Source organism: Methylobacterium sp. UNCCL125, from assembly GCF_900116795.1.
GTDB lineage: Bacteria > Pseudomonadota > Alphaproteobacteria > Rhizobiales > Beijerinckiaceae > Methylobacterium > Methylobacterium fujisawaense.
The window spans coordinates 280,350-302,426 of sequence record NZ_FPBW01000002.1; the positions used below are offsets into that span (position 1 = coordinate 280,350).

The window sequence follows — 22,077 nt, forward strand, 5'->3', positions numbered from 1 at the left end:
CGCCGCCCCGCCGGCCCCGCGGCGCCTCATGCGATCCCGTCGATCGCCACCCGCAGATGCTCGGGCCCGCGGAGCGCCGCGCCCGACCGGTAGGGCGGCGGGTCCTCGATGAGCCGGGGCGCCTTGAGCCGGCGGGCAAGGGCGGTCAGCGCTGCCTCGGCCTCGAACCGGGCAAGGGGCGCGCCGACGCAGTAATGCAGGCTGCCGCCGAAGCCGAGATGGCGGAGTCCGGCGCGGTCGGGGTCGAACCGGTCGGGATCCGGGAAGACGGCCCCGTCGCGGTTGCCGGAGGCCAGCAGCAGCACGAGGTCGGCGCCCTCGGGGATCGTCACGCCCGCGATGTCGATGGCCGAGAGCGTCCGCCGCGTCCGGAACTGCACCGGCGGCTCGTAGCGCAGCAGTTCCTCGATCAGCCGCGGGGCCCGGAGCGGATCCTGCCGCAGGCGCTCCAGCTCGTCGGGATGGCGCAGCAGGGTCAGCAGGCCGTTGGTGATCAGGTTCACGGTGGTCTCGTGGCCGGCCACCAGCATCAGGATCGAGGTGGCGATCAGGTCGTAATCACCCATCTTCACCCCGGCCGGGGTCGCGTGGTTGGCAAGCCCCGACAGCATGTCGTCCCCCGGGTGCTTCCGCTTGTCCTTGATCAGGTCGGCCATGTAGCCGCCGATCGCGTCGAAGGTCCGGCTGTTCTCGGCGCGGATCTCGGGATCGGACAGGCTGTCGGGCTCCAGCGCGGTGGCGAGCTGCGTCGCCCAGCCGTGGAACTTCGGCTCGTCCTCCCGGGGCACGCCGAACAGCTCGCAGATCACCGTCACGGGCAGCGGGTAGGCGAGGTCGTCGACCGCATCGATCTCCCGGGCGCCGCATTTCTCGTCGAGCAGATCGGCGACCAATTGGTCGGAGCGGGCGCGCATCGCCTGAACGCGCTCCCGGCTGAACTGGTGCATCACCGCGGAGCGCAGGGCATCGTGGTCCGGCGGGTCGCGGAAGATGAAGACCCGGTGCCGGTCCATCATCCAGTCCTTGAGCGGCTTCACGATCAGGTCGGTGAGGGGGTTGCCGGTACGCGGCCGGTCGGCCGGGGGCAGGGTCTCGGAGCTGACCCGCGGGTCCTGCAGCAGGCTGGCGATGGTGCCGTGGGTCGCCGCAACCCAGGTGCCCTCCTCGGTGCCGTCGTCCTGGCGCGAGACGGGGTTCTCCCGCAGCCGCGCATAGATCGGATAGGGATTCGGCCGGTTGGCGAAATCCTTGACCTGATTGAGGAGGGTGGCGTCGGGCATGCGGTTTCCTTAGGGCAAGCCCGGCTCGAGGATCGTGACGGCCTTCGGCCGGTCGGTCGCGGCGCCGCGCGGCGGGAACGGGGCCCGGGCGGCGACCAGCTCGGCATGGGCCGGCAGCCAGCGGGCGGAATCCACCGAGACCGCCGCGATGCAGCGTCCTTCGCGGCCGTAGAGGGCGACGAAGCGGCCGGCGGCCGGATCGCCCTGCGTGATCGCCACGGCGTCGGCGCCCTCGGTCAGACCCGCGGATTTCACCACGAGGTCTCCTTGCGTCGACCAGAAGGTCGGCAGGGCGCCGTAGGGCATCTCGGGTCCCGCGCCGGCGAGCAGCCGGCCGGCATGGATGCCCTGCGCCACCGCGTGGCTCCAGTGCTCCAGGGCGACGCGCCGGCCCCCGTAGAGGGGATGGGGAAAGCGCGCCACGTCGCCGGCGGCGGCGATGTGCGGATCGGGCTGTCCGTCGGTGTCGAGGACATAGCCGCGCGCGTCGCAATCGACCCCGCCGCAATCCGCAGACAGGCCGGACCCTTCGAGCCAGTCGGTGTTGCGCACCGCGCCCAGGGCGATGACGGCGATGTCGGTCGCGATGCTGCCGCCGTCGACCAAGTGGGCCCGCACCAGCCGGCCGCCCTCCGCCTCCAGCCACTCGACTTCGCTGCCGCAGCGCACCGCGACCCCGTGGCCCGCGTGGATCGCGCCGATCAACCCTCCGACGGTGCTGCCGAGCACGCGGGACAGGGGCGTCGCGCCGGGCTCGACCAGGGTGACGGGAAGGCCGAGCTGCCGGCACAGGCTCGCGACCTCGCAGCCGATGAAGCCCGCGCCGATCACCAGAACGTGCCTCGGGCCGGCGGCCAGGGCGCGCCGCAAGGCGGCGGCATCGTCCCGCCCGCGCAGGGTGAAGACGCCGGAGAGCCGGCCCTCGTGGGGGTTCGGCCACGGTCGGGCGCGGGTGCCGGTGGCGATGAGCAGCCGATCGTACGGGAGGGCACGCCCGTCGGCGAAGCGGACCGTGCGGGCTTGCCGATCGAGGCTCACGGCCGCCGTGCCGAGCTGCCAGTCGGCCGCGAGGCCGTGGCGTCCCGGCAGCGTCGTCGCGTCGGCCGCGACGGCACCGGTCAGGACATGCTTCGACAGCGGCGGCCTGTCGTAGGGAGGATGGGGCTCGTCGCCGACGATGGTGAGCGGGCCGGAGAACCCCGCCGCGCGCAGGGCCTCGGCACCGCGCAGGGCCGCGAGGCCGGCGCCCACGATCAGGGCCCGCCCGGGGGGCTGCGCCATCAGGCGCCCCGCTCCGGATCCTCGACCCGGATCGCCTGGACCGGACAGGCGACGCGCGCCCGCTCGATGTCGTCCCGGTCCTGCGCGGCGGGCGCGGGATCGTAGAACAGGGCCTCGTGCCCCTCGATGCGGAAGTGCCGCGGCGCCGCGTAGCAGCACTGGGCATAGGCCTGGCACAGGTTGAGATCGACGCTCACCCGCAGGCCGGACGGGGGACCGGAAGACGCATCGGCAGAGGGGGACATGGCGAGGCAACCGCGGGCGGGCGCTGCGGGTTCCGCGGGCCGTCGTCGCGGCCCGATTCGCCCGACCCTGGACGCCGATGCCTGGCAGCCTCTGGCGGCGTGGAGACGGCGGCCGCCCCTTCATCAGGCCGCGCCGGTGGGGACGTACCCTGCACCCGCCGCATCGGCGCCCCGTCAGGATCGCCGTCCGCGACCGATGCCGCGCCTCAGCGCCCCCCGGCCACCCTTGCCCGGTGCCGCGTCGCCGCGGCCGTCCCGAAGGCCTCGAACAGGGCGCGGTTGAGCGGGTTGGTCGCCGGATCGTGCTCGGCGTGCCACTGGACGCCGAGGGCGAAGCCCGCCGCGTCGCGGACGCGGATCGCCTCGACCGTCTCGTCCTCGGCGACCCCCTCGATCACGATCCGTCCGCCCGGTTCGAGGATGCCCTGGCCGTGCAGGGAGTTCACCCGGATCGTCTCGCGTCCGAGGAGACGGGCGAAGGCGCCTCCGGGCGTCAGGCGGACCTCGTGACGGTCGGCGAAGATCACCTCCAGGTCCGGATGGATCTCGCCGTTCGGGAGGCGCGGCATGCGGTGGTTGAGCCGGCCCGGCAGGTCGCGGATCTCCGGGTGCAGGCTGCCCCCGAAGGCGACGTTCATCTCCTGAAAGCCGCGGCAGATGCCGAACAGCGGCACCCCGCATGCCACGCAGGCCTCGATCAGCGGCAGAGCCACGGCGTCGCGGTCCTCGTCGTAGGGCTCGTGCGCCGCGCAGGGCTCGGTGTTGAACCGGGTCGGGTGGACGTTGGCGCGGCCGCCCGTGAGCAGGATGCCATCCACGGTATCGAGGAGGTCGCCGAGGTCGGTGATCGCCGGGGCGGCGGCGAACATCAGCGGCAGGGCTCCCGCCACCGCGGCCACCGCCCGCATGTTGTTCTCGCCGACGATCTGCGCCGGAAACCGATTGTCGATCAGGCGGGCGTTGCCGATGACGCCGATCACGGGTCTCGCCATCGTCCCGGCTGCTCCTTGTGCTGGCTAATTGTGCTGTCTAAGCGGCAGGCCCTTGCGGCCCGCGGCAGGCTCTACGACCCACGCAAGGCCGACGCCAGTCCCGTCCGGGTCACGGCGGCGACAGAAGGCCCGCGTCCAAAGCCTCCGCGCGCAGCACCTCGGCCACGCGCTCCGGCGCCTCCTCGTGCGCGAGGTGGCCGAGACCCCGGATCAGGCGGACGCGGGCGTCGGGCAGGCGGTCGCGCAGGGCGAAGGCGGTGTCCGGCAGGATGGCCCTGTCGTCGCCGCCGACGATCAACACGGTCCGGGTCGCGAGGCCGGGCAGCGCCCGGTGCAGGCCGGCCAGATCCCAGTTCGCCATCATCCCCAGCGCACCGCGGACATGGCCGGCCCGGGCGAAGAGCCGCCGGTAGAGATCGACGCCCTCCGGGTCGAGGCGCGAGCCGGTCCCCTCGATCAGCCGCTTGGCCGCGGCGCGGTCCGCCGTCCAGGCGAAGATCTTCGGGGTGAGCGGGTTGAGGAACAAGAGCCGCGCCATGCCGGGGAACAGCAGATTGGCCGCCCCCGGCAAGGGCGCCAGGGCGCCGTTGAAGGCCGCCAGCAGCCGGGGAGCGATGGCGCCGTCGAGGCACATCCGTGCCAGCACGGCCGCACCAGCCGAGTGGCCCGCCGCCAGGACGGGCGGCCGGCCGAGCGCCGCCACGAGGCCCGCCACGGCCCGGGCCATGCCGGGCAGGGACAGGTCGGCGTCGGGCAGGGGATCCGTGAAACCGTGACCCGGCAGGTCCGGGGCGATGACGCGGAAGTCACGGGCGTGGAGCGGCGCCAGCCCGCGCCAGGAATGCGTGGCCGCCCCCGTCCCGTGCAGGAGCAGCAGCGTCGGGGCATCCGGGGACCCGAATTCCTGGACGTGCCAGCGCAGGCCCGCCGCCTCCACGAAGCGGCTGGCCTCCCGATGGGGCCAGTCGCGACCCTCCACGGCCCAGTCCGGTCGGTCGGTCGCGACGCCGGTCAACATGCGTCCGCATCCCGCAATGCGGCATGACCGGAGAGGCCGGAGGTGCCAGAGGCGGCGGCGGTGCTATCGTTCATGGCCGGAAGTATTTCGTAGCACTGCATAATCCTATGCGGCGGCCGCATGCCACCGGTGAGAGGAAGCGGATTGCTGCGCCGCAACAACGGCGGCATATCACAGGCGAGCAAGAGCAACACGCGTCCCCGGACTTTGGAGAAGGCCATGATCCTGTTCACCTCCTCGACCCAGAACATCGCCGCCCCGGTCTCCGGCGGCTGGAGCCTCAAGGCCGTCATCCGCGAGATGCTGAACTCGTGGCTCGCCCATCACCAGCGCCTCGCCGACAGCGGCATCGGCGGCGACCTCTGAGACCCCGCCCCGGGGCTGAAGAGCGGGGCGCTCAGAGCGCCGCCCGCACCGCTGCGCTGAGCTGACCGGCCTCGGCCCGCGGCAGCTTCAGGTAACGGGCGCCCATCGCGTCCGCCACCGCCCGGGCGTCCTCGCCCCGGGTCCCCGTATCGACCACCAGGGCCGCCAGCCCGGCCGCCCGCAAGGTGCGGGCCGCCTGCAGGGCCTCCGCGCCCGCCCGGGCTCGTCCCCCCTCCCCCGACCGGGCGACGTTGGCGCGCCCGTCGGTCAGCAGCACGATCGCCGGCCGGCTGCCGCCGCGGCGCACGCCCAGCGCCACCGCGACCGCGGCATCGATCCCCGCCGCGAGCGGCGTGCCGCCCCCGCCGGGCAGCCCCGAGAGCCCGCGCTTGGCCCGGGTGAGCGAGCGGGTCGGCGGCAGCACCAACTCCGCGCCGGTGCCGCGGAACGCCACCAGCGCCACCCGGTCGCGCCGGACATAGGCCTCGGCCAGCAGCAGCTCGACCGCGCCCTTGGCTTCGGCCAGCCGCTCCAGGGCGGCCGAGCCCGAAGCATCGACACAGAACACCGTGGTGGTCTCGGTCCGCTGCTTGAGGATCCGGATCCGCAGATCGTCCCGCCGCACCACGATGCGGCGCGTCTCCGCCCCCGTGCGCCGCAGGGCCTGCCAGGGCGCGGCCGTTCGCAGGGTGGCGAGCAGGTCCAGGCGTCCCCGCCGCGGATCGCCCCGCCGGCAGCCCACCGGGCGCCCGGTGCGGGCGGCCGCCGCCTGCCCCACCCGGCCGGACTTCGCGGCCGTGAGCCGCCGACCCCCCGCCAGCAACTGGTCGAGGAGGTTCGGCGGTATGGCGGCGCGCACCGCCTCCAGCACGACGTCATCGGGGGTTTCCGCGGCGGACGGATCCGTCGTCTCCGCCCTGGGCTGTTCCTGAGGCGCGTCCGCGGGTGGTGCCTCGGCGGTCTCGGGGCGCGGCTCTTCCGGTGCGGGCAGGCGCGTGGCGCGCGGCGCCAGGACGAGGCGCCCGGCCGCGACGATCTCCGCCCGGCCGATCGGCCCGTCGCCCGCGAGGGCGCGCGCGACCCGCACCGCCAGGATCGGGCCGCGCAGCGACGCGATCCCAAAGGCCTCGGCCAGGGCGCAGAGGCTCCCGACCGGATCGGGCTCCGGAGCGTCCGAGACGGGTTCCGGCTCAGCCGGGGGAGGCTCCGCGAGGCCGTTCAGGTCGATCCGGAAGGCGAGGCGATCGGCCAGCGCCTCGGCCACCGTCTCGTCCGCCTCGCCCTCGTCGAGGAGGATCAGGCCGAATCGGGCCGGCCGGTCCACCGCGGTGCCGGCATCCAGGGCGGCCGCGAGGCGGGACGCGGTGCCGGCCGGCAGGCGCTCGGCCATGGGGACGACAACGATCCCGCCATCGGCCTCCGCCAGCAGACCGGCCCGCGCGATGGGACGGCCCGCCGCCAGGGTCGCGGCGAGATCCAGGCCGCCGAGCAGGCTGTCGTCGCCGATGCCGGGCGGCAGTCGCCGCCAGGGCGTTCCGGAGGGCAACGCGGACCGCAGGGTCTCGAGCCAGCGCTCGCGCTCCGGTCCGGGAGGGGCGCGGACCACCGCGCCACCGAGCCCATGCGGGTCGGCGGCGAGGAGCCGGGCGGCGCGATGCACGTCGGTCCAGGGATGCGACGCGCTGAAAAGCCTGTCCTGCAGAGGCGCGTTCTCGCCCTGGGCCGCCGGTTCGGCCTTCCCGGGACGCGACGCGACGCCCCCTGTCTCCCGTGCGGAAGAGGGTCGGGGTGAGGGAGGAGACCTTTCCGGATCGGGCACGTCCGTCACCCTGTCCCTCTCCCGCACGGGAGAGGAGACCCGCGCGCCATCCCGACCCGGTCGGGCGCGGTCCGTCCGGCCCACGACAGGCGGACCGGCAGCGCGACCGTCACGAAAACATCTCCGCCAGCGCCCGCTCCACCCGGGCGGTGGATCCGGATTCGTCCAGCGGGTTGCGGCGCAGCCGGTGGCGCAGGGCGGCCGGGGCGATGCGGCGGAGGTGGTCGTCGGTGACGGCCCCGCCGCCATCGAGGGCCGCGAGCGCCCGGGCGGTCCGCATCAGGGTCAGCTCGCCGCGCAACCCGTCCGTACCCAGGGTGAGACAGAGCTGCGCCGCGCGCTCCAGGGCGGCATCCGGCACGGTGACCGACGGCAGGCGCTCCCGCGCCAGCAGGAGCCGCTTTCGAATCGCGGCCTCGTCCCGGGCGCGGGCGGCGCAGAAGCCCTCCGGGTCGCGCTCGTAGGCGTCGCGGGCACGCACCACCGCGATGCGGGTCGGGATGTCCTTCGGGGTCACGACCTCGCAGGCCAGCCCGAACCGGTCGAGGAGCTGCGGGCGCAATTCGCCCTCCTCCGGGTTGCCGGATCCGACCAGCACGAACCGCGCCGGATGGCGCAAGGACAGGCCCTCGCGCTCGACGGTGTTGACGCCGGAGGCCGCCACGTCGAGCAGCAGGTCGACGAGGTGGTCCTCGAGCAGATTCACCTCGTCGATATACAGGAAGCCGCGATTGGCCCGGGCGAGCAGCCCCGGCTCAAAGGCCTTCACGCCTGCGCCGAGCGCCCGCTCCAGATCGAGGGTGCCGACCACGCGGTCCTCGGTGGCGCCGAGCGGCAGGTCCACCACCGGCACCGGTGTCTTGTGACTCTTTCGCGGGCCGCCTTCCGCGCAATGCGGGCAGGATGCGGCCGGGCTGTCGGGGTCGCAATTGTAGGGGCAGCCGGCCACCGCCCGCATCGGCGGCAGCAGGGCGGCCAGCGCCCGGATCGCCGTGGACTTGCCGGTGCCGCGGTCGCCGAAGACCAGCACGCCGCCGACGGACGGGTCCACCGCCGCGATCAGCAGCGCCTGGCGCATCTCGTCCTGGCCGACGATGGCCGAGAAGGGGAAGGTGGGCACGGGGCTCTGGCTCTGGCTCCTCTCCTCCCCGCTTGGGGAGGAGCCGGAGATGGGGGGTGCAGGATGGGTCGAGGCGGTGCCGTCTGCACCACCCCCACCCCTACCCCTCTCCGCAAGGGGGAGGGAAGAGCGCCTTACTCCGCCGCCTTCTGCCGAAGCCCGATCCGCCCCCAAATCGTGGTCAGGGCCTCGACGAGACGGGCGATGTCGGCATCCGTGTGCAGCGGCGACGGGGTGATCCGCAGGCGTTCGGTGCCGCGGGCCACCGTCGGGTAGTTGATCGGCTGCACGTAGATGCCGAACTCGTCGAGCAGGGTGTCGGAGATCCCCTTGCACAGCACCGGGTCGCAGACCATCACCGGCACGATGTGGCTGTCGTTGGGCATGGTCGGGATGTCGGCGGCCTCCAGCGCCTGACGGACCTTCGCCACGCGCTCTTGGTGCCGGGCGCGCTCTTCGCCGCTCGTCTTCAGGTGGCGGATCGACGCCGCCGCGCCCGCCGCCACCGCGGGTGGCAGGGAGGTGGTGAAGATGAAGCCCGACGCGAAGCTGCGCACGAAGTCGCAGAGCTTCTCCGAGGCCGTGATGTAGCCGCCGTGCACGGCGAACGCCTTGCCCAGCGTCCCCTCGATCACGTCGAGCCGGTGGGCGACGCCGTCCCGCTCCGAGATGCCGCCGCCGCGGGCGCCGTAGAGGCCGACCGCGTGGACCTCGTCCAGGTAGGTGAGTGCCCCGTGGGCCTCGGCCACGTCGCAGATCTCTCCAATGGGGGCGATGTCGCCGTCCATCGAGTACACGGATTCGAACGCCACGAGCTTCGGTCGGGCCGGATCGACCAGGGCGAGCTTGCGGTTCAGGTCCTCCGGGTCGTTATGACGAAAAATGTGTCGCTCGGCGCGGGAGAACCGGATGCCCTCGATCATCGAGGCGTGGTTCTCGGAATCGGAGAAGACCGCGCAGTTCGGCAGGCGTGAGGCCAGGGTCCCGAGCGCCGCCCAGTTCGACACGTAGCCGGAGGTGAACAGCAGGGCCGCCTCCTTGCCGTGGAGGTCGGCGAGCTCGCGCTCCAGGAGCACGTGGTAGTGGTTGGTGCCCGAGATGTTGCGGGTGCCGCCGGCGCCAGCGCCGCAGCGGTCGATCGCCTCATGCATCGCGCCGGTCACGGCCGGGTGCTGGCCCATGCCGAGATAGTCGTTGGAGCACCACACCGTCACGGGACGCGTGCCGCCGGCATGGTGGTGCGTGGCGTGCGGGAAGTTGCCCGCGTGGCGTTCGAGGTCGGTAAAGACCCGGTAGCGCCCCTCCCGGTGGAGCCCGGCGATCTCAGCCCCGAAGAAGGTCTCGTAGTCCATGTCGCCTCTCCCCGAACAAATCCTGCGGGTTGATCCCGCCTGTGACACCGGACTTCGCACAAGACCAGTTCCAGATTGGTGGACGTGCGTCGCCCGTTCGTGATCCCTCGGCCTACACGTGATCCGGCGGTCCGGCCGCTTCCCCGGGCGCCCGGGCCGGCAGGCTCCAGCGCCACAGCTCCGCCGAGGGCAGCGGCAGCATCAGGAACCAGTGCTCCAGGGTGGCGAGCGCCGTGAGCGTCGCCAGGACCGTGAGGCCGATCAGCTCGTGCTCCAGCAGGTCCGGCCCCAGGGCCGCGCGTCCGAGCAGCGCCGCCGCGATGGTCCCCAGGCTCACGGAGACCGGAAACAGCAGGTTCATCGGCTTCCGGGACAGGTAGCAGGCGAGGTAGCCGAGATGGTCCGGGAGGAACTCGGCGTGGAGGTTGCGCACCCCCAGGAACAGGTTGAGCCGCGCCGAGAGGTTCATCACCACCAGGGTGCCGTAGGTCCACAGGGCGAAGCGGTTGGGGCTGCCCCAGACCAGGGCCAGGACCGCCAGACCCCCGATCACGATGGCGAATTCGTGCCACAGGCTCGTGGCGAGCGCCGCGAGGAACCGGTCGAACCCCCGCACCCCCGGCGCGCAGGCGGCCGGCTTGGGGCCGGACAGGAAGCCCATGTAGTAGCTCATTTCCTGCCAGCCCCAGACGACGAGCGCCGCCGTGAAGGCCGTGTAGGCCCCCGTGGCACTCGTGTCCGCGGCGCTGGACCGGATCGCCAACAGGGCGCCCGCGAGCAGCAGCGTCGCCCCGGCCATGCTCCACGCATGCGTCCGCCGCGGGGCGTGGTCGAGCAGCAGGATCAGCCCGGTAGAGAACCACCAGAGCAGGACCGCGTAGACCACCGGGGCGGCGTAGGTCCCCATGCTACCAGACCGGCTGGAGGCGGATGTCGGCCGGCAGGGCGTTGGCCTTGACGGGGAGGAGATAGAGCCGGGCGAAGGTCGTGGCCGCCCGCAGCACCTGCACGCCGTGCTGCACCGTGCCGACGACGCCGCCCCGCGCCTTGGCGTCGGCGATCGCCCGCGAGCAGGCAAGCAGCCGGTCGAGCCCCGCCTTGAACTTCGGGTTGTCGAGATCGAGCTCCAGCGGGAAGGTCTGCCGGGAGATCTCCGAGGTGATCCGGAAGACCTTGAAGTCGTAGTCGGTGGGATCGACCCCGAGCGCCTTGTGGAAGGCTGGCCGGTGATGGTCGCGCACGTACATCGTGGCGAAGACCGCAAGCAGGAAGAATCGGATCCAGTAGCGGTTCACGCCGCTCGTCAGCTTCGGGTTCGCGCGCATCAGGAGCGCGAAGGCCTCCCCGTGGCGGAACTCGTCGTTGCACCAGAGTTCGAACCACTTGAAGATCGGATGGATGCGCCGCTCCGGGTGCCGCTCCAGCTCGCGGAAGATCGTGATGTAGCGGGCGTAGCCGATCTTCTCCGAGAGGTAGGTGGCGTAGAAGATGAATTTCGGTCGAAAGAACGTGTACTTCTTGGATTTTGTAAGAAACCCCAAATCCACGCCGATGCCGAAATCCTTGAGCGTATCGTTGATGAACCCGGCGTGACGCGCCTCATCCCGGCTCATGAAGCCGAACAATTCCTTGATATCTTTGTTCTTCGCCCGCTTCCTCATCTCGGCGTAGAGGACGCAGCCGGAAAACTCCGCCGTGATGGAGGAAACCAAAAAGTCCAAAAACTCCTTCCGCAATTCGGGCTCCATCTGCGACAGGTCGCAGTCGAACTCCTCGTTGCGGGTGAAGTGGCGCTTGTTCGGGTCGGCGCGCAGCTCGGCAATGAGCAGATCCCAGTCGCGGCGCACGGGCTCGACATCGGTGCGATCGAGCTCGTCGAAATCCGTCGTGTAGAAGCGCGGGCTGAGGAACGTCGTCTCCTGGGCGGCCCGCGTCGATTCGTTGACCGGGACCTTGGGGACAGGCTGGCCGGAGGGCGGCGGGACAGATGCGTTCACAGCTTCCTCCTCTCGGAAAAGCTGACCTCGTAGAGTTCGGTCAGCTCGAGATGGGCGATGAGTTTGGTCCAGGCCCGCTCCAGCGCCCCGGCCCGGGTGACCGTGGCGGTGCGGCGCACGGTCAGCCGCTCGCCGTAGGGCACCGAGGTCGGCGCGTCGTGGACCTGGACCTCGTCGCCGGGTTCGATCTCGAAGCCGGCATCGAGGGTCACGTGGGCGTGCAGGCTCTCGGGGGTCTGCTCGATCTCCACCGTGCAGGGTACGGTGACGGTGCGGCTGCCGAACAGGCCCATCACCGCGTCTCCGTGGCGGGTACGCCCGGGGCGGGCATCAGCCGGGCGAAGGCGCCGGCATTGGTCGGCCCGAAGGCCTCGAGCGGCACCCGGCGGCCGGTGGCCTCGTCGGCGAGCGCGAGCCGGCCGTCCTCGTAGCGGGTCAGGCTGAACGGTTGCTCGGGCCCCAGGCCTTCCCGTTGGCGGGCCTGGGCGAGGCCCCGCAGGGTCCCGCGCAGGAAGCCGTCCTCGCCGGGGCGGATCCAGGCGACGATGTGCCGGTCGGCGATGTCCCGCAGGGCGATCGAGCCGTCGATCTGATCCTCGGCGCGGAATTCGAGCCGCGCCACCGCTTTGGCGGGCGGCAGTGCGACGAGGCCGACCTGCTCGCTCCGGCCGATCAGGACCGCCAGCATGGTGAAGCCCATGAGTGCGCCCGCACCGACCATCAGCAGCGCCGGTGCCGGTCCCGCCGGCCCCATCGCCCGGCCGGCGCCCTCCGCCCGCTCGCCCATCGTGCCCCTCCCTATTCGGCCGCGACGAGGCGACCGGAATTTTCGTCCGCGCGCTCGAGCTGCGCTACCCGAACCGGCGGCGCGGTGCCGTCGGCATGGGCCGCGAGGGCCCGTGCCAGCAGCGCCGCCGCGGCGTCGGCCTCCGGTACGGACCGCATCATGGGCTCGGTCCGGGCGAGACGCCAGGGCCGGACATGCGGCCAGATGTGAAGGTAGGCGATGCGGATGCCCGGCCGCAACTGCAGAGGGAGATCGCCGCTGCCATCCGTGAAGGCGCGCAGGGCCGCAGTCTCGATCTGCGCGAAGGGCAGGTTGTGGGTCACCGGCAGGGCGATGCCGGCCTGCAGCACGACACGACGGTTGGTCACCGTGTAGAGCGTCGTCCGATGGGTGAGCCATGCGAGCAGCCAGAGCAGCGCGACGGCGCCCGCGCCGATCACCAGGGTCGGTCCCACCACCTTCAGGGCCGAGGCGGGCGAACCGGCCGCCAGGCCGAAGGCCAGGGCGCAGACCGCAAACCACGCAATCACCAGACGGGCGTGGAACACCCGGACCAACAGGCCCAAGGTGGTCGGCTTGCTCTGCCACAGGATGCGCTCGCCCGCCGGCAGAGGACCGGGCAGGCCCCGCGGGGTGCCCTCGGGGAGGAAGTCGCCGCTCATATCAGGGGCTCCGCCCGGGCCAGCGTCGCGTAGAGCGTGCCGGCGCCGAAATACGAGACGATCCGCTCCTCCTCCAGGAAGGTCACGCTGTCGGGATCGCGGGTGGTCGGGATGTCGGCGAACTGGCTGGCGAGCAGCGCCTCGGTCGTCACCGTCTTGGTGAAGCCGCCGGCCCGGCAGAAGGTGGTCGGCATCAGCCGGCGGCCGCCCGCCGGGAGTTCCACCTCATAGTAGCGGATCAGCGACTCGCCGCGGTCGACCCAGACGTCGCTGATCACGCCCGCCACGGCGTTGTCGGTGCCGAACACCGTCATGCCGATCGGGTTCGGGCCGCTTTCGTGGATGACGAAGTTCTTCGCCACCCGCAGGGGAACGATGCGGATCTCCTCGTCCCAGGTCCGGTCGTGGACGTCGTGTCGCAGCACCCAGGAGCCGGGGCCGACGCCGGCCTGGAGCGACGTGTCGGTGCGCTCGTAGGGAGCGCCGGGCCAGGGCTCGACCTTGCGGGCCGGGATGCCGGTCTCGATGTCGTCCCGGCCGTGCACCGCCTGCGGTGCGTAGGTGGTCTCGCCGCCGGGGAGATGGAAGGCCTTGGACCGGGGGATCAGGATCGGATCGTCCGCCTTGCGGCGGCCGACGGCCTCGTTCTCCAGCGGGTAGCCCTCCCGCCGGTCCTCGCGGCGCAGCCAGAAGACCAGCCCGGCGAAGAAGATGAAGAACGCGTAGAGCACGACCTGGGCGACGTCGACATAACCCGTAAGTGCGCCGGTTGGCATGGCTGTCCTCCCCGAATGTCAGGCCGTCCGGCCGGCAAGGCCGTTGGCGATGCGGTCTCGATCCTCTGTCCGTGCGTCCTCACGCACCAGCGGCCCCAGCGCGAGGAGCGCCGCGAACAGCAGGGCGATCTCGATGTGGTAGACGATGAGGTAGCCGATCGCGGGCTCGTTCATGCCCTCGCCGAGCACCCCCGACTGGGCGATGGCGCCGCCCACGTCGCGCACGAGGCCGCTCGCCGCGATCGACAGGCCCGCGGCGGTCGCCTGCACGGCGCCCCAGGCGCCGAGCGCCAGCCCCGTATCCTCGGGGCCGGCGCGATTCATCGAGGCGGTGAGCGTGCCGTGGGCGAAGAGGCCGCCGCCGAGCCCGATCAGGCTGACGCCGGCGGCGAACAGGTCGGCCGAGGCCAGCGGCGCGGCGAAGACCACCGCCGAGAAGGCGAGGATGCCGATGCCGACGCCGACCGCCGACACCCGGAACGGATCGCCCCCGCGGCCGAGCCAGCGCGCCGCAACCAGCAGGCCCAGCCCGCCGCCCGCGGCGAGCAGCGCCGTGAGGGCCGTGGTCGCGCCCACAGAAAGGTGCAGGATCTGGCCGCCATAGGGCTCCAGCAGGATGTCCTGCATGGAGAAGCCCGCCGTGCCGAGGCCGATCGCCACGAGGCGACGGCGGGCGGTGCCCTCGCCCGCATAGGCCCGCCAGGACGACCGGAAGTCGCGCTGCGGCGCCGTCTGCGTCCGGTTGGGATCGCGCGGCTCCTGCTTCCAGAGGGCGAACCCGTTGAGGATGATGGTGACCAGGGCGGCGCCCTGGATCACCTGGATCAGGCGCACCGGCGAGAAATGGGCGAGGAACAGGCCGAACAGCAGGGCGCTCGCCATCATGCCGAACAGCAGGGCCGCGCAGAGCAGCGCCACCACCTTCGGCCTTGCATGCGCGGGGGCGAGGTCGGTGGCGAGCGCCAGCCCGACGGTCTGGGTCGTGTGCAGACCGGCACCGACCAGCAGGAAGGCCAGAGCCGCCGCAAGGTTGCCGACCCAGAGCGGCCCGGTGGTGTCGCCCGACAGGATCAACAGGGCGAACGGCATGATCGCGAGGCCGCCGAACTGAAGCAGCGTGCCGAACCAGATGTAGGGCACCCGCCGCCAGCCCAGCAGCGAGCGATGCGTGTCCGAGCGGAAGCCGACCAGCGCCCGCAGGGGCGCAAAGATCAGCGGCAGCGCCAGCATCACCGCGACGATCCAGGCCGGCACCCCCAGTTCGACGATCATCACCCGGTTCAGGGTGCCGATCAGCAGCACCGCCGCCATGCCGACGGTGACCTGGAACAGGGCGAGCCGAAGCAGGCGCCCGAGGGGCAGCTCGACGGTTGCGGCATCCGCGAAGGGGAGGATCGCCGGGCCGAGGCGCATCAGCGCGCGGGTGAGTTTCTGGGATGCGGCGTTCATGTCCGCACCCCCGGCGACGCCGCCCCCGATCCCGCAGAGGCGGACGGGCGCGCGCGCGTCAGCGCCACCGCGTTCGACAGGTAGAATCCGCTGTTGATCCGGTGGCTCCGCGCCCAGGTGAAGGCGTCGAGCGCTGTTTCAGAGGTCATCCGACGGCGCAGGCCGCCCTCGGTCACCGGCACGATCGCGGGCGAACGGTCGCTGCGGGGAAAGAACTTGCCCGCCGCGTGCATCACAGTCAGCAGGGCCGTGCGCGGCGCCACGGTGAACAGCACCGAGCCGTCGGTGCGCGCACCCAGCGCCGCCAGCGCCCGGGCGATGTCGGCAGCCCGGTAGTGAATCAGCGAATCCATCGCCACCACGTGGTCGAAGCGGCCGAGACCCGGATCGAGCATGTCGCCGACCCGGAATTCGATGCGGCCCGCCCCGGCGATCGCCGGCAGCCGCTCCTGCGCCAGCCCGATCAGCGTCGGCGAGACGTCGATCGCCACCACCTCCGCCCCGCGGTGCGCCGCCTCGACGCTGAGCGCCCCGGTGCCGCAGCCGGCATCGAGCAGGCGCAGGCCGGTCATGTCGGCGGGCAGCCAGGAGAGGAGCGTCGCCCGCATGGCGTCGCGGCCTGCCCGCACCGTGGCGCGGATGCGGCTCACCGGCGCGTCCGAGGTCAGGCGCGACCACGCCTCGACCGCGGTGCGGTCGAAGTAGGTGGTCAACTCGCCCCGGCGGGCGTCGTAGCTGGCGCTGGCCATCGGTCGGACCCCAAACTCAATCGAAACCGAGGAACTCGAACAGGTCGCGATCCTTCATCGGGACCGCCTCGCAGGGCGGGGCGCCCGACCACAGCGTCTCGGCGAGCCGCATGTACTCCGCGGTCACGGCGTCGAGCTCCGGGGACGAGTCCATCTCGAACAGGGTCGACTTCTTGAGCCGCGAGCGGCGGACCACGTCGAGGTCGGGGAAATGAGCCAGGCGCTTCAGGCCGACCGCGTCGTTGAACCGGTCGATCTCGTCGGTCTTGGCCGAGCGGTTGGCGATGACGCCACCCAGGCGCACGGGGTAGTTCTTCGACTTGGCGTGGATCGCCGCCACGATCCGGTTCATGGCGAAGATCGAGTCGAAATCGTTGGCGGTGACGATCAGCGCCTGGTCGGCGTGTTGGAGCGGCGAGGCGAAGCCGCCGCAGACCACGTCGCCCAGCACGTCGAACACCACGACGTCGGTGTCTTCCAGGAGATGGTGCTCCTTGAGGAGCTTCACCGTTTGGCCGACCACGTAGCCGCCGCAGCCGGTGCCGGCGGGCGGGCCGCCGGCCTCGACGCACATGACGCCGTTATAGCCCTCGACCACGAAGTCCTCGACGCGCAGCTCCTCCGAATGGAAGTTCACTGCCTCCAGGGCGTCGATCACCGTGGGGGCGAGGCGCTTGGTCAGGGTGAAGGTCGAGTCGTGCTTCGGGTCGCAGCCGATCTGGAGCACGCGCTTGCCGAGCTTGGAGAAGGCCACCGACAGGTTCGACGAGGTGGTCGACTTGCCGATGCCGCCCTTGCCGTAGACCGCGAACACCTTGGCGGTCTCGATCTTCAGGTCCGGGTCCAGAGCGACCTGGACGCTGCCTTCTTCCTTCCGGGCGACGACCGGATTGCGGATGGCGATGTTCATGCGGCGACTCCTGTGGTGACGCCTTCGAGACGATCCTCCAGCTCCTCCTCGGCCCGGTCGAGGGCGTCGCGCATCTCTGCGTTGGGAGTCCAGAAACCGCGGCGGTGGGCCTCGATCAGTCGTTGGGCGACCTTGGCGGAGGCGGTGGGGTTGAGGGCCGCCATGCGCTCGCGCATGGCGGGGTCGAGGACGTAGGTCTCGGTGATCCGCTCGTAGATCCAGGGCTGGACCGCGTTGGCGGTGGCCGACCAGCCTACCGTGTTGGTCAGGTGGGTCTCGATCTGGCGGACGCCTTCGTAGCCGTGGCCGAGCAGGCCCTCGTACCATTTCGGGTTGAGCATGCGGGTGCGCGTCTCCAGCGCCACCTGCTCCTCGAGGGAGCGCACGCGCCCCTCCCCGCGGGTCTGGTCGCTGATGTAGATCGGCACCGCCTCACCCTTGGCGCGGGCCACCGCCCGGCCCATGCCGCCGAGGCCGTCGAAGTAGTGGTCGACGGAGGTGACGCCGACCTCGACTGAGTCGAGGTTCTGGTAGGCCATGTCGACGGAGGCCAGCACCGCCTGCATCAGGGCGCGTTGCGGCGCCGGGCGGCCGGTGCGGCCATAGGCGAAGCTCTTGCGGCGCGAGAAGGTCTCGCACAGCTCGGCGTCGTCGTCCCAGCTCCCCGAATCGACAAGGTGGTTGACGTTCGCGCCGTAGGCCCCCTCGGCGTTCGAGAAGACCCGCAGGGCCGCCGTCTCCAGGTCGCAGCCCTGCTCGGCCTGGATCGCCAGGGCGTGCTTGCGGACGAAGTTTTGCTCCAGCGGCTCGTCCGCGGTGGCGGCGAGGTACGAAGCCTCCGCCAGGAGCTTCGTCTGGAGCGGCAGGAGATCGCGGAAGATGCCCGAGAGGGTGACCACCGCGTCGATGCGCGGGCGGCCAAGGGTCTCCAGTGGGATCAGCTCGGCGCCGCTCAGGCGGCCGTAGCCGTCGAAGCGGGGCGCGGCGCCGATCAGCGCCAGCGCCTGGGCGATCGGGCCGCCCTCGCTCTTGAGGTTGTCGGTGCCCCACAGGACCAGGGCAACGCTCTCCGGGCAGGGCTTTCCGTCGGCCGCGAAGCGTTCGAGGATGCGGGCCACCTGCCGGGCACCGTCCGCGACCGCGAAGGCGGAAGGCAGGCGGTAGGGGTCGAAGCCGTGGAGGTTGCGGCCCGTTGGCAGGATCGCAGGGTTGCGCAGCAGGTCGCCGCCCGCCACCGGCGGAACGAAGCGGCCGTCGAGGGCCCGCAGCAGCGCCGGCACCTCGTGGTCCCGGGCGAGCAGCCGGTCGGTCTCGGCCAGACTCGCGAAGGCGGCGCGGCTGGTCTCGTCGGCGGACAGGCCGGAGGCCGTCAGCGCTGCCTCGACGCCGTGCCCGGCCACCAGGGCCTCGATCCCGGCCCGCTCCGGACTCACGCCGTGCGCCGACTCGGCGAGCGCCAGGAGCAGGTCGACCCGCTCGACCTCCGGCGTCCCCGCTCCGACCACGTGCAGCCCGTGCGGGATCAGGGTCTGCTCCAACTCCTGCACGGCGGACCAGAGGGCGCCGACCCGGGCGCCGAGATCGCCGGTCCAGGCCGGCTCGGCGGCCACGAGATCGAGGGCCGCGCCCTGGTCCTGGATCATCCGGGCGAGACTCTCCCGCTCCGTCCCGGCTTCGAGGTCGAGGCCGCGCCAGCGCTCCATCGAACTCTTCAGGTCGATCAGCCCGCGGTAGAGCCCGGCCGCCGCGAGGCTCGGGGTCAGGTAGCTCACCATCGTCGCGGCCGAGCGGCGCTTCGCGAGCGTCCCCTCCGACGGGTTGTTGGCGGCGTAGAGGTAGACGTTCGGCAGCGCCCCGATCAGCCGCTCCGGCCAGCAGGCCTCGGACAGGCCGGTCTGCTTGCCGGGCATGAATTCGAGCGCCCCGTGGGTGCCGAAATGCAGCACGGCGTCGGCGGAGAAATCCTCCCGCAGGTAGCGGTAGAAGGCCGAGAAGGCGTGGGTCGGCGCGAAGCCGCGCTCGAACAGCAGCCGCATCGGGTCGCCCTCGTAGCCGAAGGCAGGCTGGACTCCGACGAAGACGTTGCCGAACTGCGCTCCGAGCACGAAGATCTCGGCGCCGTTGGTCTGATGGCGGCCCGGCGCCGGGCCCCACTGGGTCTCGATCTCGGCGAGGTAAGTCTCGCGCCGCAGGTGATCCTCGGCCGGAATGCGGGCGTGGACATTGGCCTGGGTGCCGTAGCGCTTGGCGTTGCCCTCAAGGATCGCTGCGCGCAGGGCATCGACGCTTTCAGGGACGTCGACTTTGTAGCCGTCGGCCGCCAGGCCCTTCAGGGTGTTGAGGAGCGAGGCGTAGACCGACAGGAACGCCGCCGTGCCGGTGGCGCCGGCATTCGGCGGAAAATTGAACAGCACCACGGCGAGTCGGCGCTCGGCTTTCTCGGTCCGGCGCAGGGACACCAGCCGTTCGACCCGCTCGGCGAGACGCGCGGCCCGCTCGGGATGGACCCGCATGTCGCGGGAATTGTCGCTGCCCGACGCGGCGGAGCGGCCCCCGAAAACCATCGGGGCGGTGGCGCCGTCGAGTTCGGGGATCGCGACCATCATGGTCGCCTCGACCGGCGACAGGCCGCGCTCACCCGCCTCCCACTGCTCCAGCGTCTGGAACTCCAGCGCCTGGGCGGCGAGGTAGGGCACGTCGAGTCGGGCCAGCATTGCTTCGGCGGAAGCGGCATCGTTGTAAGCGGGGCCGCCGACCAGGGAGAAGCCGGTGAGGGACACGAGGGCGTCGATGCAGGCGCGCCCGTCCCGCATGAAGAACGAATCCACGGCCGGGCGGTTGTCGAGACCGCTGGCGAAGGCCGGCACCACGTCGAGGCCCTTGGCCTCCAGGGCCGCGATGACGCCGTCGTAGTGGGCGGTGTTGCCGGCGAGCACGTAGCTGCGCATCACCAGGAGGCCGACGCGGCCCGTCGCGTCCGCCCGGCGCGGCAGCCGAGACGGGTCCGCGCCGATTCGGCCGGGCAGGCGCGGGTGGTAGAGGCCGGTCTCGGGGTAGTCGAGGGGCGCGGGTGCCGCCGGCCCGTCGCGCCAGGCCGCCCGCTCGCCCGCCGCGTAGCGGTGCACGAGGAAACGCACCAGGGCTGCGACGTTCTCGTCGGAGCCCGCCAGCCAGTATTGCAGGGTGAGGAAGTAGGCGCGCACGTCCTGGGCCGAGCCCGGGATGAAGCGCAGGATCTTCGGCAGCTTGCGCACCAGGGCCATCTGCCGGCCGGCATTGCCCTGCTGGCCGGGCTTGCCGCGCAGCTTCTTCAGGAAGTCGAGGGCGCTGCGCTTGGTGCCGCTCATGTCGAAGCGGCCGAGCCGCGTCGTCTTCACCACGTCGCCCGCCGACATGCAGCCAATCATCGCGTCGCAGGCCTCGCGCCGGGCCGCGAGCGCCGGCAGGATCGCCCGGACATGCTCGTCCATGAACAGCATGGCCGAGAGCACGATGTCGGCCTGCGCGATGTCGGCCCGGCAGGCCTCCAGCGTCGCAGGATCGGTCTCCCACTCGGCTGCCGCGTGGAAGCCCAGCACCAGCCCCGGCATATCGGACCGGAGGCGCAGGCGCGCCCGTTCCACCGCGCTCGCCAAATGATTGTCGAGCGTGACGATGACGACGCGGATCGGCGGCCTAGCGGCCGTAATGCGCTTTGGCATCGTAGAGGGTCTCGATCGTGATGAGCGGCAGGTGCCGCTCCCGGGCGAAGGTCTCGGTGTTGCTGCGGGCCTTGCCGCGCACGAAGAACGGGATCTTTCTCAGTTCCTTCTCGGCTTCCGGCGACCACGCGGTCGCGACCGGCCTGTCCAGCAGGATCGGAACGGGCGCCGACGTCGGAGGGGTGTCGGCCGGCGCCCGTTCTCCGGCCTCGAGCGCCCCGTCCGCCGGAGTCCCGAAGGACTTGCCGCCGAGATGCGAGGGGCCGACGCCGTCGTGGAATTCGGGATCCTCCCGGAACATGCCGAGGAGGTGCTCTTCGAGGCCCATCATCAGCGGATGGACCAGGGTGTCGAACAGGACGTTGGCGCCCTCGAACCCCATCTGCGGCGCGTAACGGGCCGGGAAGTCCTGGACGTGGACCGGCGCCGAGATCACCGCGCAGGGGATGCCGAGCCGCTTGGCGACGTGGCGCTCCATCTGGGTGCCGAGCACCAGTTCCGGTGCCGCCGCGCGGATCGCCGCCTCGACGTCGAGGTAGTCGTCGGTGATCAGCGCCTCGATCCCGTGCTCGGCCGCTTCGGCGCGGACCTCGCGGGCGAATTCGCGGCTGTAGGTCCCGAGACCGACCACCGTGAAGCCGAGTTCGCGCGCCGCGACCCGGGCGATGCCAATGGCATGCGTCGCGTCCCCGAACACGAAGACGCGCTTGGCCGTCAGGTAGGTCGAATCGACCGACCGCGAGTACCAGGGCAGGCGCGAGCCCGGGCCGTCGAGCACGGGTGCCGGATCGATTCCCGCGATCTCCGCCACCTCGGCGACGAACCGGCGGGTGCCGCCGACGCCGATCGGCAGTGTCTGCGTGAATGGCTGCCCGAAGCTCTTCTTCAGGTACTCCGCGGCCGACCGAGCGGTTTCGGGGTAGAGCACGACGTTGAAATCGGCGTCCCCGAGGCGGCCGAGGTCGGCCGGAGAGGCTCCCAGCGGCGCGACAATGTTGACGGCGATCCCGAGGGAGTCGAGCAGACGTCGGATCTCGATCAGATCGTCCCGGTGGCGGAAGCCCAAAGCCGTCGGCCCGAGGATGTTGCAGAGCGGCCGCCGACCGGGCTCGCGCGCCGGACGCGGGGCCGGCGGACCGGCGAGCGCCCGGACGAGGCGATAGAAGGTCTCCGAGGCGCCCCAGTTCTCCTTCTTCTGGTACGCGGGCAGCTCCAGCGGGATCACCGGGATCGGCAGGTTGAGGGCCTTGGCGAGGCCACCCGGATCGTCCTGGATCAGCTCGGCGGTGCAGGAGGCGCCGACGATCATCGCCTGGGGTTGGAAGCGTGCGTGCGCGGCGGCGACCGCCTCCTTGAACAGCTCGGCGGTGTCGCGGCCGAGATCCTGCGCGCGGAAGGTGGTGTAGGTGACGGGCGGGCGGGCGTCCCGCCGCTCGATCATCGTGAACAGCAGGTCCGCGTAGGTGTCGCCCTGCGGCGCGTGAAGCACGTAGTGCAGGCCGGACATCGCCGTTGCGACGCGCATGGCGCCGATATGCGGGGGACCCTCGTAGGTCCAGAGGGTGAGCTGCAT

General features: G+C 71.8%; 20 protein-coding genes. 1 reads left to right on the forward strand and 19 read right to left on the reverse strand.

Annotation, left to right across the window (positions count from 1 at the left end; all coding sequences use genetic code 11):
• Nucleotides 1–26: 26 nt before the first annotated feature.
• The 5 genes from BM396_RS01225 to bchO form a co-directional block, all read right to left on the reverse strand.
• Nucleotides 27–1,280, reverse strand: a complete 1,254-nt coding sequence (locus tag BM396_RS01225) for a cytochrome P450 (protein ID WP_043383124.1) — start codon at nt 1,278–1,280, stop codon at nt 27–29.
• Between the two features lie 9 nt (nt 1,281–1,289).
• Nucleotides 1,290–2,561, reverse strand: a complete 1,272-nt coding sequence (locus BM396_RS01230) for an NAD(P)/FAD-dependent oxidoreductase (RefSeq protein WP_043383121.1) — start codon at nt 2,559–2,561, stop codon at nt 1,290–1,292.
• Nucleotides 2,561–2,806: a ferredoxin gene (locus BM396_RS01235; protein WP_043383119.1), complete on the reverse strand. Its 246-nt coding sequence runs from the start codon at nt 2,804–2,806 to the stop codon at nt 2,561–2,563. The genes BM396_RS01230 and BM396_RS01235 overlap by 1 nt, the downstream gene beginning before the upstream one ends.
• 206 nt (nt 2,807–3,012) lie before the next feature.
• A complete protein-coding gene (locus BM396_RS01240; protein ID WP_043383116.1) occupies nt 3,013–3,798 on the reverse strand; it encodes a gamma-glutamyl-gamma-aminobutyrate hydrolase family protein in 786 nt (261 codons plus the stop codon).
• A gap of 109 nt (nt 3,799–3,907) precedes the next feature.
• A complete protein-coding gene (bchO, locus tag BM396_RS01245) occupies nt 3,908–4,816 on the reverse strand; it encodes an alpha/beta fold hydrolase BchO (RefSeq protein ID WP_043383113.1) in 909 nt (302 codons plus the stop codon).
• Between the two features lie 219 nt (nt 4,817–5,035).
• Between bchO and BM396_RS32555 the strand changes: the two genes are divergently transcribed.
• A complete protein-coding gene (locus BM396_RS32555) occupies nt 5,036–5,182 on the forward strand; it encodes a hypothetical protein (protein WP_164706391.1) in 147 nt (48 codons plus the stop codon).
• A 31-nt stretch (nt 5,183–5,213) separates the two neighbouring features.
• Here BM396_RS32555 and BM396_RS01255 read toward each other — a convergent pair whose 3' ends face one another.
• From BM396_RS01255 to bchB, 14 genes are all read right to left on the reverse strand, one after another.
• Entirely contained in the window at nt 5,214–7,085 is a 1,872-nt protein-coding gene (locus BM396_RS01255) for a magnesium chelatase subunit D (protein ID WP_348273011.1), read from the reverse strand.
• Nucleotides 7,086–7,110: 25 nt separating this feature from the next.
• Entirely contained in the window at nt 7,111–8,121 is a 1,011-nt protein-coding gene (bchI, locus tag BM396_RS01260; protein WP_043383107.1) for a magnesium chelatase ATPase subunit I, read from the reverse strand.
• 134 nt (nt 8,122–8,255) lie between these two features.
• Nucleotides 8,256–9,473, reverse strand: a complete 1,218-nt coding sequence (gene hemA / locus BM396_RS01265; RefSeq protein WP_043383104.1) for a 5-aminolevulinate synthase — start codon at nt 9,471–9,473, stop codon at nt 8,256–8,258.
• A 112-nt stretch (nt 9,474–9,585) separates the two neighbouring features.
• A complete protein-coding gene (puhE, locus tag BM396_RS01270; RefSeq protein ID WP_043383101.1) occupies nt 9,586–10,380 on the reverse strand; it encodes a putative photosynthetic complex assembly protein PuhE in 795 nt (264 codons plus the stop codon).
• A gap of 1 nt (nt 10,381) precedes the next feature.
• Nucleotides 10,382–11,470, reverse strand: coding sequence for a magnesium-protoporphyrin IX monomethyl ester (oxidative) cyclase (acsF, locus tag BM396_RS01275; RefSeq protein ID WP_043383098.1), 1,089 nt, complete (start codon nt 11,468–11,470; stop codon nt 10,382–10,384).
• Nucleotides 11,467–11,763 (reverse strand): hypothetical protein, encoded by a 297-nt coding sequence (locus tag BM396_RS01280; protein ID WP_020095258.1) that lies wholly within the window; start codon nt 11,761–11,763, stop codon nt 11,467–11,469. The genes acsF and BM396_RS01280 overlap by 4 nt, the downstream gene beginning before the upstream one ends.
• Nucleotides 11,763–12,257, reverse strand: a complete 495-nt coding sequence (gene puhC, locus BM396_RS01285) for a photosynthetic complex assembly protein PuhC (protein WP_051976086.1) — start codon at nt 12,255–12,257, stop codon at nt 11,763–11,765. Before puhC ends, BM396_RS01280 begins: the two co-directional genes overlap by 1 nt.
• Before the next feature lie 11 nt (nt 12,258–12,268).
• Nucleotides 12,269–12,919 (reverse strand): photosynthetic complex putative assembly protein PuhB, encoded by a 651-nt coding sequence (gene puhB, locus BM396_RS01290; protein WP_043383096.1) that lies wholly within the window; start codon nt 12,917–12,919, stop codon nt 12,269–12,271.
• On the reverse strand, nt 12,916–13,695 hold the full coding sequence (gene puhA, locus BM396_RS01295) for a photosynthetic reaction center subunit H (RefSeq protein ID WP_043383093.1): 780 nt from the start codon (nt 13,693–13,695) through the stop codon (nt 12,916–12,918). Before puhA ends, puhB begins: the two co-directional genes overlap by 4 nt.
• A gap of 18 nt (nt 13,696–13,713) precedes the next feature.
• Nucleotides 13,714–15,144, reverse strand: a complete 1,431-nt coding sequence (locus tag BM396_RS01300; protein WP_043383090.1) for a BCD family MFS transporter — start codon at nt 15,142–15,144, stop codon at nt 13,714–13,716.
• Entirely contained in the window at nt 15,141–15,893 is a 753-nt protein-coding gene (gene bchM / locus BM396_RS01305; protein WP_043383088.1) for a magnesium protoporphyrin IX methyltransferase, read from the reverse strand. The genes BM396_RS01300 and bchM overlap by 4 nt, the downstream gene beginning before the upstream one ends.
• Before the next feature lie 16 nt (nt 15,894–15,909).
• Nucleotides 15,910–16,803, reverse strand: coding sequence for a ferredoxin:protochlorophyllide reductase (ATP-dependent) iron-sulfur ATP-binding protein (gene bchL / locus BM396_RS01310; RefSeq protein ID WP_043346558.1), 894 nt, complete (start codon nt 16,801–16,803; stop codon nt 15,910–15,912).
• Complete coding sequence (locus BM396_RS01315; protein WP_043383084.1) at nt 16,800–20,504, reverse strand: magnesium chelatase subunit H; 3,705 nt, start codon at nt 20,502–20,504, stop codon at nt 16,800–16,802. Before BM396_RS01315 ends, bchL begins: the two co-directional genes overlap by 4 nt.
• Nucleotides 20,479–22,077 carry a ferredoxin:protochlorophyllide reductase (ATP-dependent) subunit B gene (bchB, locus tag BM396_RS01320; RefSeq protein ID WP_043383081.1) on the reverse strand — a complete coding sequence of 533 codons (1,599 nt, stop codon included), beginning with the start codon at nt 22,075–22,077 and terminating at the stop codon, nt 20,479–20,481. The genes BM396_RS01315 and bchB overlap by 26 nt, the downstream gene beginning before the upstream one ends.